At 38.5% G+C, this 12,214-nt stretch carries 11 protein-coding genes, 1 tRNA gene and 1 pseudogene; 9 read left to right on the plus strand and 4 right to left on the minus strand.

The window, feature by feature from the left end; all coding sequences use genetic code 11:
* Nucleotides 1–82: 82 nt before the first annotated feature.
* Nucleotides 83–919, minus strand: a complete 837-nt coding sequence (locus tag EDM56_RS16130; protein ID WP_122918904.1) for a polysaccharide deacetylase family protein — start codon at nucleotides 917–919, stop codon at nucleotides 83–85.
* A 363-nt stretch (nucleotides 920–1,282) separates the two neighbouring features.
* Here EDM56_RS16130 and EDM56_RS16135 point away from each other — a divergent pair.
* Nucleotides 1,283–1,353: transfer RNA gene (locus EDM56_RS16135), tRNA-Thr, on the plus strand.
* On the opposite strand, the gene EDM56_RS31505 is transcribed toward EDM56_RS16135, so the two are convergent.
* Nucleotides 1,323–1,475 carry a hypothetical protein gene (locus EDM56_RS31505; protein WP_183192466.1) on the minus strand — a complete coding sequence of 51 codons (153 nt, stop codon included), beginning with the start codon at nucleotides 1,473–1,475 and terminating at the stop codon, nucleotides 1,323–1,325. The two genes, EDM56_RS16135 and EDM56_RS31505, sit on opposite strands and share 31 nt — an antisense overlap.
* 506 nt (nucleotides 1,476–1,981) lie before the next feature.
* Here EDM56_RS31505 and EDM56_RS32245 point away from each other — a divergent pair.
* Nucleotides 1,982–2,305, plus strand: a pseudogene (locus tag EDM56_RS32245) (tyrosine-type recombinase/integrase); the annotation flags it as partial.
* Complete coding sequence (locus tag EDM56_RS32250) at nucleotides 2,262–2,528, plus strand: tyrosine-type recombinase/integrase (protein WP_122918907.1); 267 nt, start codon at nucleotides 2,262–2,264, stop codon at nucleotides 2,526–2,528. The pseudogene EDM56_RS32245 and the gene EDM56_RS32250, both read left to right, overlap by 44 nt.
* A gap of 373 nt (nucleotides 2,529–2,901) precedes the next feature.
* On the opposite strand, the gene EDM56_RS16155 is transcribed toward EDM56_RS32250, so the two are convergent.
* Nucleotides 2,902–3,573 carry an ATP-binding protein gene (locus tag EDM56_RS16155; protein ID WP_183192468.1) on the minus strand — a complete coding sequence of 224 codons (672 nt, stop codon included), beginning with the start codon at nucleotides 3,571–3,573 and terminating at the stop codon, nucleotides 2,902–2,904.
* Nucleotides 3,574–4,096: 523 nt separating this feature from the next.
* On the opposite strand from EDM56_RS16155, the gene EDM56_RS16160 reads away from it, so the two are divergent.
* From EDM56_RS16160 to EDM56_RS16175, 4 genes are read left to right on the plus strand one after another with little or no spacing between them, the layout of a single operon-like run.
* A complete protein-coding gene (locus EDM56_RS16160; protein ID WP_122918909.1) occupies nucleotides 4,097–4,804 on the plus strand; it encodes a hypothetical protein in 708 nt (235 codons plus the stop codon).
* 15 nt (nucleotides 4,805–4,819) lie between these two features.
* Nucleotides 4,820–5,938 (plus strand): hypothetical protein, encoded by a 1,119-nt coding sequence (locus EDM56_RS16165; protein WP_122918910.1) that lies wholly within the window; start codon nucleotides 4,820–4,822, stop codon nucleotides 5,936–5,938.
* Nucleotides 5,939–5,952: 14 nt separating this feature from the next.
* Complete coding sequence (locus EDM56_RS16170; RefSeq protein WP_122918911.1) at nucleotides 5,953–7,557, plus strand: Hsp70 family protein; 1,605 nt, start codon at nucleotides 5,953–5,955, stop codon at nucleotides 7,555–7,557.
* 10 nt (nucleotides 7,558–7,567) lie between these two features.
* Nucleotides 7,568–8,890, plus strand: coding sequence for a hypothetical protein (locus tag EDM56_RS16175; RefSeq protein WP_122918912.1), 1,323 nt, complete (start codon nucleotides 7,568–7,570; stop codon nucleotides 8,888–8,890).
* Nucleotides 8,891–10,428: 1,538 nt separating this feature from the next.
* On the opposite strand, the gene EDM56_RS31880 is transcribed toward EDM56_RS16175, so the two are convergent.
* The gene (locus EDM56_RS31880; protein ID WP_246009406.1) at nucleotides 10,429–10,536 is read right to left on the minus strand and encodes an alpha/beta hydrolase; all 108 of its coding nucleotides are present in this window, start codon (nucleotides 10,534–10,536) and stop codon (nucleotides 10,429–10,431) included.
* Nucleotides 10,537–10,629: 93 nt separating this feature from the next.
* Here EDM56_RS31880 and EDM56_RS31885 point away from each other — a divergent pair, with 93 nt between their 5' ends.
* Complete coding sequence (locus EDM56_RS31885; protein ID WP_246009407.1) at nucleotides 10,630–10,959, plus strand: agmatine deiminase family protein; 330 nt, start codon at nucleotides 10,630–10,632, stop codon at nucleotides 10,957–10,959.
* A 285-nt stretch (nucleotides 10,960–11,244) separates the two neighbouring features.
* Entirely contained in the window at nucleotides 11,245–12,204 is a 960-nt protein-coding gene (gene speB, locus EDM56_RS16190; protein ID WP_122918914.1) for an agmatinase, read from the plus strand.
* The last annotated feature ends 10 nt before the right edge of the window (nucleotides 12,205–12,214 follow it).

Consider the following 12,214-nt stretch of genomic DNA (forward strand, 5'->3'; position numbering starts at 1 on the left):
CGGAGTATTTTTAGTAAAGTGGATGCTGCAATAGACGGTGCAGTGGCGGCACGCATGCGAAAAGCCCGCCTTACAGGGCGGGCTACAGCTTGATGGACGCAAGGATGGAAAATGGGTCTAGAAACGGCTTCTTTTTGGGCTGGGATGCTTCCGCAATAGCGGCTGGCGGAGAATCTTGGGCAAACATCTCAAGCCGTTTCAGCCGGTACTTTCCATCTGGGTAGTGCGCAAGTCCTTTATTTGTGGAGAACGCGATCCGGTAGCCACTCTCTTGCAGGATTGCTGCTGAGCTCGGTTTGGACTCGCCGAAAGGGAATGCAAAAATGACGATCTTTTTATTCAAGTGGCTCTCCAGTTCCTGCTTGGAGTCAACCAGCTCGGTACGGAATTCCGCGTCCGTAATCTTCCGCGTGTTGTGGTGGTGCACGGTGTGCGATTCCAGATCGACGAGACCGCTTTTATTCATTTCACCAAGCTGCTGCCAGCTCATGTAATTCGGCCGGCCTACCGCACCAGTCACCACGAAAATGGTCGCTTTCGCACGGTGTTTTTTCAGGATCGGGAAGGCATTGGTGTAATTGTCTTCATAGCCGTCGTCAAGCGTGATCAGCACCGGCTTTTTGGGAAGCACAGTTCCACGCTCCCAGAAAGACAACAGCTCGCTTGCCGTAATGGTTGTGTACCCGTCCTTCTGCAGCGAAACCAGCTGATGCTCGAATTGCTCAGGCGGTACGTACAAATAGTTGTTTCCTTTGGAGATGCAATGGTACATAAGCACAGGAATGGACTCTTGCTGATTATGTTTTACCTGCATCTGCACCGGGACGGTGGACGGATGCTTACTCTCGGTTGGCGCGTGGCTGAAGCCGAGCATCATCGGAAGCAAGAATGTGAGAAGCAGAGTCGTCATTTTGCGCATAGTGGATCTTCCCTTTCAGGAGCAAGTGGGTTTGGTGGTAATTGTAGCAAAGCATTGTAGAAATCTGATGGAAGCATCGGAAAAAATGGATGGTGGCGAATGTTGCGCCAAAGCGTTCGACATGTGCCGCGATACGCCCTGTTCAGCCCGACGTCAAGGCTGATTGCGAATGGCGGTCACAGGGTTTTGCAGCTGATTGCACAAGTAAGACGGAGGAAAGGGGAATGACGTTACATGGTGTTGTGGGGATTTTTTTGCGGATGAAAAATAGGGAGGGGTTTGCAGGCTGGGAATGAAAAGTGGCCTTGAAATTTATGGGAAAATGATGTAAATTATAAATGCAAATTCAAGCAACACATACGCGCCCTCATAGTTAAATGGTATAACAGATCACTCGTAATGATCAGTTCGTGGTTCGATTCCGCGTGGGGGCATCGTAAACATCCGAAATCAGCGTCAAATCAACGTTTCTAGCCGTTCGGCTACCGTTGAATGTATCGATCACTTTTACGGAAATGAACCGTGTGATCAGGCGCGATCGTACGAAATGAACCATGCAGAATACGCCTCTTTTCGTTGTCATAGCGGACACAACGGAAAGGGGTTTTTGTTATGTCTTTGAGAGGCAAACGGAAGATGACGGCACTTATGCGGAGGACCTGGCGCGACCAACGTATTCATGGGACGAGCTTTACCGGTATACCGGTGCCAAGGAATCAGAGGGATTGGCGGGGCAAACGTTAGCTCTCCGCGATAAGTATTACGGGTATTTCCTTGAATTCCTCGAACTCAAGCATCCAGGGTTGCAACCGCATGAGTTGACGCCGGAGGTTTTGCGGGAGAGAAAAGGAACGAAGGCAGTACGAGGGAAATACGCGGATACCCGATCGGGTGAAAACGGTTGGACTATCACCAGGTGCGATCAATACGTATCTACGTCATCACAAAGTGTTTTTCAGTTTCATGGCGTCCGAAGGATATATTACGGGGAATCCGTTTAAAAAGGTCAAGCTAATGAAAGAGGAAAGGGATACGGTACAGGTGTTTTAGGAGGAACAAGTCGCTCGATTATTAAAGCAGCCGGACCGAAAAACATATTCGGGATACCGGGATTATGTAGCAATGTTAGTATTTTTGGATACCGGAATCCGACTGGTTGAACTGATGAATCTGAAAATAACCGACGTTAATCAAGCGGACTGCACACTCTATATCCGCGCGGTTAATTCCAAGAATAGCATCGGTCGATTTGTACCATTCTCTCTGCGGACTAAGAAAGAGATTCAAACTCTAATAGCGGAGGTCCGCGATCTTCAATTGGAGCCCCTATTTACGACCGTTTATGGCAAGCAACTCGATCCAAACGCGAGTACGTTCCGCGATTAAAAAATACGGGGAGATGGCGGGTATTACCGGCGTTCGGGTATCGCCTCACACATTGCGTCATAAATTCGCGAAGTTCTACGTACTAAACGGGGGCGATTCTTTCACTCTCCAAAAGCTACTCGGGCACCAGGATATGACAATGGTTCGCCGCTACATTCAGATGAATGACTTGGATTTGCAGAGACAGCACGAAAAATTCAGTCCTTTAAATTTTCTGAGATAAACAAAAAGGAAAACACCGATCGAAGACCGGTGTCATGCGTTTTGGTTGCATTATTCAAATATCATTGCAAATACGAATTCATCGTATTTCTTTTGGATGTTTTGGTAGCAATCCTCTTTTGTTTTGTAGTTACTCCGATACTCTCAATCTCCAAGAATATTTCGGCTAATGCAGTCTTTGCTTCTTTTTAGGACATGTTTTTGATCATTACAATAATGTCATCCCCTAAAGCCAACCGAAACACCTCCTCCCCGTCAACATACGTTCGACAGAGATTTGGCGAATCTTACAGTAATGTGCAAATATTTGTCATGAATGCTTATCTAACGAACTTTCTCTCCGCTGGGTGGGCTTTATTTTTGAAATTGGGTGATTAAAGTACCTCTATTCTCATGTTTGGCCCGCTTAATTCAAAACATGTTACATATGGAGTGATTAACTCCATTATCTTTCTTGCTTGCATATGACTTTTATTTGTCGGTTCTGTACCTAGAAAATGATCGTACAGTTCCTCTAAGTTATAGTTGGAAGTAAATAGTGTTGGGAAATTACGCCTAGCCCTAAAACTCAGAAGAGGCCCTAATATCTCGTCTCTACCCCAAGGAGAAACGTTTTCAGCTCCTATATCGTCAAGGATCAGAACGGGAACGGTCTTTAAGTATGTAACAAAAGCCTCAGTGGTTCCTTTGTTAAATGTATCTTTTAGTTTTCGATACATGTCAGGTACAGAAACAAGAGCAGAAGGAATATTAAGACTAGATAATTGATTTACAAGTGCCTCCATAATGAACGTCTTACCAACACCAAACGGTCCATTAATATAAATTCCAAGTGGAGGTTGAAGATCGCTAGTGGTAAATTTATCAATCCATTGGATAACGTACCTTAAAACTTCAGTGTTAAAGTCAAAAAATTTTAATTCTTGTAATGAAGTATTGAATGAAGAGTATTCATTTGTAGAATAAACCTGTTGTGTAAGTAAATAAACGCTTTTTTCTAATTGGAGTACTTTCTTTTTTAGTAACTCAATATCTGTTTGCGTCACTCTTATACAATCCCTTCAAAGTTAATAATTCATTGAATAGTGTAAATTACAAAGTTATTTACATCAATGGAGTATTGTTAAATAAACCATTGGTTTACATAGATTTTTTGTCTCAACCGCTCATGTTACGCTTTTCAAAACGTTAGGACGCGATGTCATTAACGCATTAAACCGATTCCCCCGCATGACCCGATCAGCTTTAGCTTACGTAAAAGGAAATCCCTTACACAATACAACCGGCTGGAGGAGATCGTATGCCAGGGTGGTCTAGTGGACTTAGTTCTGTCGGATATGAGCTAAGGGAATACGATAGGGTGCGTAAGCTGTTCGGATGCTAGCCGCGAATTAGGTTTACAAAAGTACCGAATATTATTAAACACTCGATCAAAGCGATTAATATTTACAGCCGAATCAATACTTTTTAATGACGGAGAAGAGTCTGACGCGTTGAATGTTTTTACGTTAAATGTATGTTATAATTTTTACCAACATTGCAATATTCTTATTTTGGAGGAACGTAAAATTGGCAAAATTACTAGTATTATCACTTGCAGAGACAACGAGTGATAGGGTGAGGGGATATGCAGTAATAGCAAGGAATTTAGATGAGGACAAGTGGACTATAATCCCAGCGTTACCAAAAGAACTATTAATTATCGATGGGAAATATGCTTGGGATATATTCGCAGTTACAGAGGCTGATTTAGTTAGGAGGTTTGATAATAGAAGTGATATATATGATGTTGATATTACTAGCTACAAACCTTATATGTTAGAAAAACCAATTACAGACAATGATGCACGCATAAATATATTAGAAAAACTTTCATCAGAATCCATCCACGAATTAGTAAATAGCCCTTCATGGGCTGGAATCTTAAAAAATCCTATTATTTCAGATTTAGAATTTTTTGAAAGGAAGCTACATGAGTCGAATTATGATCCGAATCAAACGTTTTATTGGGAATGTAGGCTAAATTTTTCTGATAAAACTGGATATAAGTGGAGATACAAAAGGGCAACAGGAGTTGCTGTTAAAGATATGAGATTTAAAGCCTATTGGAGAGATTTATTACTTATTAGAAGGCATGAATATATTGAAAAAAAACAGAAATGGCTTGAATATATGAAAAGAAACAGAACATTTTTGCTCGTAGAATTTTACCCTTCGGATTATGTTGGAACTGTTGCTGTCGTGTCGGGAATTCTTTGCTTAAATGAAAAAAGCTAAATAAGGGTGAATACTATGAAGAAAGTTATTTATTATGATGAGTTTAATAGAAGATATTTAGTAATAGACACGGTATCTGGCTCTTTAAATTGGTTAGAGGAATCAGATCAATCGTTGGCCAATCTAAATCTGAAGTCTGCGCAGGAATTATATGAAAATATTTCCATTAGGTTTATGCAATCCAAACCAAGCGACATTAAGATAGAAAAGTTTGAACCAAATAATAATGTAACGAGAAAGACATTTAACGGACGATCTCTACTGAAAATCGGGAATAAAAATATCGGTCAAATTATCAATGATATATACGCGAAAGAGATTGATAACTTCAACAAGCAAGGTGGCATCATTCTAACGAGTTATATCAATCAAATCCAAAAAGTACTATTCTTAATGCCATATCCTAAAAAATTTGAAAAGAATAGTGAAGCCTCTCGAAAAACATTAATACAGGAGCCAGATTTTGATGAAAATAGTGAAAAAAAGAGTTTTGAAATATTAACATCTGAGCAAAACAACAAGAGTAAACAAGGTGAATACATAAATAGCAACGGTAATGATTTCATTGAAACTATAGTTAAATTACCGAAAACACTATTTAATGAAAAGCAAAATGATGAACGTATTTTTGAAATGTTAACAAAAAATAACAAATATTTAATTGAAGTTCATCAAGACTTGTCAAACAAGATGTCTTATCTTAACTCAATAATTAAATCCTCAGTCGAATTTCAAAATAATAAGGATGACTATATAAAGAATTTAGAAAATCAAATCCAAAAACTTAATATCCAGATTGAATTACTTATTAGTGATAGGAAGTTACTAGAACAAGAAAAGGAAAAAGCTGAACTGATAGCTTTTAATAATTTCAAGGCAAAATTAAAAATGTCCAGAGTGGCGATAGAAAAACAAATAGATTTGGATGAAAACTTTAGCACAAAAGATAAACTATTCTCATTAATCAAAACTTTGGCATATCACACTTTACATAATGATGAAGATATAAAAAAATTATTAGAAAACGAAGATTTTTTTAGTGAATGGATCGACTTTTCAAACAATATTGATTCAAAATTACAGTCATTACTTGATATAAAGTCTGATTTTAAATCAATAAATCTTATTGATTAAGAGGAGTAAATTCTATGTTCTACGGTATTGATTTGGGAACAACAAATTCAGCTATCTCATACGGCATCCAAATAGAGTCAAAGGGTTTTTTCGAAATTCAAACACTCACAAACACAAATGGCGACTTACTTACACCTTCTGTTGTTTATTTTGAAGAAGGAAGTACCTACTCTATTGGAGAAAATGCACTACAAAATTATATTCACGAACCAAATAGAACAATTCGCTGGGTTAAACGTAAGATGGGACTAGATTATAAATATACTATAGATGACATTGAATATTCACCTCAGTCAATCTCTGCTACAATTTTAAGTGAATTAAAATCGTATGCAGAGAAAGGAAATATTGATAATGCAATTGAGAATGTTGTAATAACTGTTCCTGCTGATTTTGATAATAATGCAAAACAAGCGACAATTGATGCAGCCATTATTGCAGGATTCAAAAATGTTCATTTGATACCAGAACCTAATGCAGCGATTTTAAATTATATTTATAAAACCCATGAAGTAAATAAGTTGAATGACTACTTCTCCGGGGAAGATAAGTATATTCTTGTATTTGATTTAGGTGGGGGCACATTTGATGTATCTTTATCTGCAATAAATCTTATAGATAATGGTAAAGTTAGTGCGCGTGTGATTACTTCGTATGGAAACAAGTATTTAGGTGGTATTAATTTTGATAAAGATCTTATGATTTATGTATTAAATAAAGCTATTAAATTAAATCCTAAAGATAATGAGCCGCTAACATTACTACTAAAAGGTGCTATGCTAGAAGATTATGAGTTAATCGAAGATGAATCTATTAGGAGTGCAATTGCAAGAATAATTATGGATTGTGAAATATGTAAAAAACAACTTTGTGATAATAAGAAGCGCACACTGACCTTTTTTTCCCATGAGAGGAAAACTTATAAGGTTGATGTTAGCAGAGAAGAGTTCGAATTGTTGTTAGCACCTTATTTTTCTCAAATTAAAGCAAATATTGATAATGTACTTACTGAAGCTATAAAAAATACGAATAATAAATTTAAAGCATGGTCAGATCTTTACGGAGTACTGATGGTTGGTGGATCCACTAGAATTCCAGCAGTCCAAAGTTTTTGTGAAAATGAATTTAATCAGCCAATTATTGTGGATCAGGAAATTTATACATCAGTTTCTCGGGGGGCAGCAATTTATGCTTCAATTCTAGCTAACGAATCTCCACTTGTGAGCAGTTATGATACTGTTATTCCACATGATTTTGGAGTCAAGTTAAATGGTGAATTTATCCCAGTTTTACAAAAGGGTACAACCGTTAAAAATGTTGATTTTGAATATGAAATACCGTTTGCCTTAGATACTAAAGCGCCAATTGAAATAGTTCAAAAATATTATAGTACTAAAGGTGAAGAAACAGAAATATTGATTGAAAAAATTAACTATTCCCATCCGTTTATGTATACAGGAGATATACTAGAAATCGCTTTTGAAATTAATGATGACCTAATTTTGTCTGTATCTGCAAAAGAAAGTTGTATTGAAGATGAGGTAGAGTTAATGGTAAATGATTTTGCAAAATTAACTACAGAGCAAATTCAGATAGAGCAAGAAAAAATACGTAGGTGAGGTCGGATTTATGCCAAAGGATGAACAAATGGTGACAGTTAGTACTCCTAATAAAAAGACTGCATCTGATGAAATATTTGAAACATATTTTAGTTATACCGATTCAAAAAAATATTGTGTTTCATATTTATTAATTATTGAGACAAGCAAAGAAACTAAAAATACTCTTGATAAATTGATTCTCCAGATACATAATGCAATGTCAGATTTAGATGAGATTACCTATCAAAGAATAACAAATAAAAACAAGTTCTCAATACAAACTGAAAGTACTGAACTTACTGTAAAAATTAACTCGGAGGAATCAGAAAAAGAAAACGAATTATTATGGGAAGTAAGTTTTGAAGGAGACTTTAAATTCTTAGAATCTTTTAGAGAAAAATTTTTGACATCAATCAAAGATATTTGTGAAAAAAAATACTGCCTCCAAGATGAAATCTCTGATGAAATATGTGTCGTAGCTTATCCTAAAGTGAGGCAGTTGGAGAATATTTTAAGAGAATATCTATTAAGATTTTTCTCGAAAAAATTTGGTTCTAAGTGGTGGAAAGAAAATTCAAATAAACAGTTGGAGACCAAATTAAAAGATAGATCGGGAAGGGCCTTTAATGGAATATTGGATATGGAATTATTTAGCATTGACTTTATTGATTTAACACAGTTGCTTGATGCTAAATCACAAATGGAAGGACATGAACTAATTGAGGCCCTGGATAATATTGTTAGGTCCAGAGAAGACGTAGAAAAATTTAATCAAAAAATTGAAAGGGTTAGAAATAGGTATCTTGGTAATTGGAAGAAGTTTTTTGAGAGTCACATCAAAATAGATAACTTTTTAAAAACCTGGAAAGATTTGTATGAAATACGTTGTGAGGTTGCACATAATGCTCTTATTAATCTATCGCGATTTTCTAGACTTATAATACTTCACACTGAAATAAGAGTACAGTTAAACAAACTAATTGATGATTTAAGGGTAATAAAAACCGATGAGTATGCATTGCTTGATAGAATATTATCCTTAGAGATTAACTTTTCAAAGGAAGATATAAAAAGCATTATAGACAGGGGGATACTGCATATAACTCCTCAAAATTTTAATGAAGAAGCTTTGCCAGTAGAAATATTTAATGAACTTATATTAAAAAGTAAAGAAGATTTAAAGCTAATAGGTGAATATAACTCGTCTGAAATTCAACTGAACACAGACGAAGACACATTAATAGCTGAAGAACCAATAAGTTCTGTTTCAATTTCAATTCATTATTCTGAAGTTACAAATTTAGTAAAAGGGGCATTAATGATTGGTTTAGGCAATAATAAATTCTTATAAACCCTTTTCACAATATTAAATTATTTGGTCAATATCTGAGAAAAATGTTTAAAGATGTTATTAATGAATGGTTTTTATGGTTGCTTTTTTTTGCTTGAAGAAACATGAAATTTTGTAATAAGAGGTAGTCAGGTACGTCTTAATGGTTCCCGACCACCTCTTTCTTTTTCATAGTAACCTATTTCCCATAACTTTTTAAGAATGCTAAGCTTTTTGGGATGGTCTGAGAATGACCTTATTGGAAAATCAAATATTATAAGAGTAATTGAAAAGGAGCACATTCGAGATTTCCTCATGGAGTGATCGATGATTGTTGCTTATAACGCTTGACAGCGCCCTTCACGACCGAAAAGTAAATATCGTTCTCTGCCGGGGAAACTTTCATCCCGTACTAATGAATCACATAAGTTGCGACATCTCAATAAAGGTTTAACTGGGCACCCCAACCTCTTAGTGGTTTAATAAAACCCATAGAAGAAATGTACGTATCAGTGTGTTCATCCATGTACTCCCAAGATAAAAGAGTCTAAATATACATTTTTCTGTGCATGGTGTACAGATCATATCAATTTGATTAATCGTCTAATAAAGGATAAACGATCATTGTGATGCAGATGTGATTAGCGAGTTTCCTTTTATGAAAAAGTGTATAAAATTAAACCGAGATTAACAACTTCATGTACTGCAATTTCTCTCATGGTTACTAACTTACGAATAACAAAAAGCCGTTTTCCTAGTTTTTTTGAAAACGACTCCTTTCTTAACGATCACAAGTTTCTTTTTATATACAAGGTTTATTCCAGCTACTTCATTTTTTGTGCATTATTACTAAAGCACTCAGTTAACTTGGTTACAGCCTGAGCGACATATTCGGGAATATCGTGCATCGCGATATGAGTCGCACCCTCAACCCAGAACAATTTCTGTGCTCCATTCGATAATGTAGTAGAATTGTTCGCCATAACCGCGTGTGTCGGCCTCTGACCCTGGAATCAATAAAAGTGGTTGCGTAAGTTAGGTACTTATTTGGGTTGTCGCCGAGAATGCCATCATTTTGTCAATGCTTCGAAACAAAAAGCGATTTGTAGAATTAGGGTGCTGTGCTCGGTGAGTCCGATAGTAATCATAGGCTTCACGCATAGATCTATTAAAGCGAATCAGGTGCCCACGCCAAGGGCATCGATTCGGTTCCGTTTGCTTCTGCAGTACGCTGCTTCGCAACCGCCTCGAGGGTTTGCAATTACGTACCAACGCTCCCTTCTCCTCAGAACATCACACCAATATCCACCGCACTGACAGTCGCGACTGCTTTGATGCGGCGTTCGGTGGGGATTGCAGCTACGCATAACCACCGCCGGCACAGGTGTTCCAATTTTTTCTTGATCGACAAGCGGAAGTGTCGTTAAATAATCTACAGAGCAGGGCACGTTCTCCACTCTGGCGGCCGGGTCTTCGAGCAAACGCGGCTCACCCTCTCCATGATAGGACGAATATTAGGCTAACGCAACAAAGCCCTCATGAGAAAGATTCTGCGCATACTAGCCAGCCGTTTGTTCCTTTACCCCTTCGACAGAATGGACGATAATAATCGCAGGATATTTTTTATTTTCATCAAATCCGTCTGGCAAAAAAAGAGTTCCTGCCATATTTACGTACCACTTTTTACAGTAATTGATTTTTTCATGTTTTTTCTCCTTCTGGTTTCGTGTTTGATATCATTAACTCGGGTAAAATAATAGATGATGATTAAACAATTCGGCTTCGAAGATAGAGATACGGTTATCGAACTTCCTGCTGTAAGCTATTTGAACTTCTTGATCACGAACAAAGCTGTCATTTCCGCGAAATATTGGGTACCGGGTATACCTGATAGCGTCAGACAAAAAGATGAGCAAGCGAAACAAAATTCTTCAAGCTGCCTTCCCGGATCGGGAAATCGTTCAGATCAATCCGACTGCAGTCAATTGGAATGGCGGAGGTATTCATTGTATCACGCAGCAACAGCCGGTATTGGAACCATAAGTGAAATGCAAGATTACGGCAAAAAAAGTATTGAAAATGAAAGGTAGCTAGAATTTGCGCCTGGAGTAATGTAGAAGACATAAGGACCTCCCTTTCTCAGATCGAGAGGGAGCTTTTTTATGTATATAAAAGCCGATCACGCTTGAATAGGGTATTCAAATGTGAATATGCAGCTGGTAGGGTAGTTACGGCATCATGGTGTACATGGGTATTCAATGATGAATAGGGTAAAACCTCGTCACCATAACAAATACCGCTTAAATCGTACAAATTTTAGTTTGGCATGGGAGTTGCTATTGGTATTAGCATACGAATCTGAAGGAGGTTTCATCATGGCTAAATATCAACCGAGAGACTCATTCGAATCCCCACGCTTTTGTGGACCGCGTACGTTCATGAGATTGCCATTCATCGAAACGGTCGATCAAGATATGGACTTTATCATTACAGGTATTCCGTTTGACTCGGGTCAATCGTTCCGCACCGGCGCGCGTTTTGGTCCTGAGGGGATCCGTGACTTTTCCATCTTGCTCCGCCCATACAATCCCGAGCAGGATATCAATCTGTTCGACTATATCTCAGGCGTTGATTACGGCGATATTCCTGTTGTTCCAGGATATATCCAGGACACGTACGAAAAAATCGAAGCGGGTCTGACTCCTGTAGTCGAGCAAGGAATCGTTCCAATCGTGCTAGGAGGTGACCACTCGATCACGCTGGGGGAATTGCGCGCAATCGCCAAAAAGCACGGTCCGGTGGCACTACTGCAATTTGATGCGCACTCCGATACGTGGGACAGCTATTTTGGAAAAAAATACAATCATGGCACCGTCATGCGCCGGGCGATTGAAGAAGGCTTGATTGACGTAGAACGTTCGCTGCAGATCGGCATGCGCGGTGGCTTGTACGGGATTGAAGACTTGGAGGATGCGCGCCAGCTGGGGCTGGATGTCTATACCACGAACCAGTACAAAAAAGCTGGCGTTGAAAAGATGCTGGAACTCATTCATCAACGTATCGGCAGCGGACCGACGTTCATGTCGTTTGACATCGATTTCCTCGATCCGGCGTTCGCTCCGGGTACTGGTACGCCTGAAGTTTCCGGGGCGAGCATCGATGATGCGCTTGCGTTTGTACGAGGATTGGCTGGTATTAACTTTGTTGGTTTCGATTTGGTGGAGGTGCTGCCGGCGTATGACCACGGACAAATTACCGCTGCCGCCGCTGCCAATATCGTCTTTGAATTCATTACGCTGATTGCTTTGCAGAAGAGAGTGCAAGCAGGGAAATGAGTCACACCAG

It is taken from the genome of Brevibacillus fluminis, from assembly GCF_003710825.1.
In the GTDB taxonomy this organism is placed as follows: domain Bacteria; phylum Bacillota; class Bacilli; order Brevibacillales; family Brevibacillaceae; genus Brevibacillus_D; species Brevibacillus_D fluminis.

Coding starts and splice junctions, on each gene's coding strand:
- EDM56_RS16130 (WP_122918904.1), bottom strand. CDS start 919: ATGCGCAAAATGACGACTCTGCTTCTCACATTCTTGCTTCCGATGATG.
- EDM56_RS16170 (WP_122918911.1), top strand. CDS start 5,953: ATGTTCTACGGTATTGATTTGGGAACAACAAATTCAGCTATCTCATAC.
- EDM56_RS32250 (WP_122918907.1), top strand. CDS start 2,262: ATGGCAAGCAACTCGATCCAAACGCGAGTACGTTCCGCGATTAAAAAA.
- EDM56_RS16175 (WP_122918912.1), top strand. CDS start 7,568: ATGCCAAAGGATGAACAAATGGTGACAGTTAGTACTCCTAATAAAAAG.
- EDM56_RS31880 (WP_246009406.1), bottom strand. CDS start 10,536: ATGGCAGGAACTCTTTTTTTGCCAGACGGATTTGATGAAAATAAAAAA.
- EDM56_RS31885 (WP_246009407.1), top strand. CDS start 10,630: ATGATGATTAAACAATTCGGCTTCGAAGATAGAGATACGGTTATCGAA.
- EDM56_RS31505 (WP_183192466.1), bottom strand. CDS start 1,475: ATGGTTCATTTCGTACGATCGCGCCTGATCACACGGTTCATTTCCGTA.
- speB (WP_122918914.1), top strand. CDS start 11,245: ATGGCTAAATATCAACCGAGAGACTCATTCGAATCCCCACGCTTTTGT.
- EDM56_RS16165 (WP_122918910.1), top strand. CDS start 4,820: ATGAAGAAAGTTATTTATTATGATGAGTTTAATAGAAGATATTTAGTA.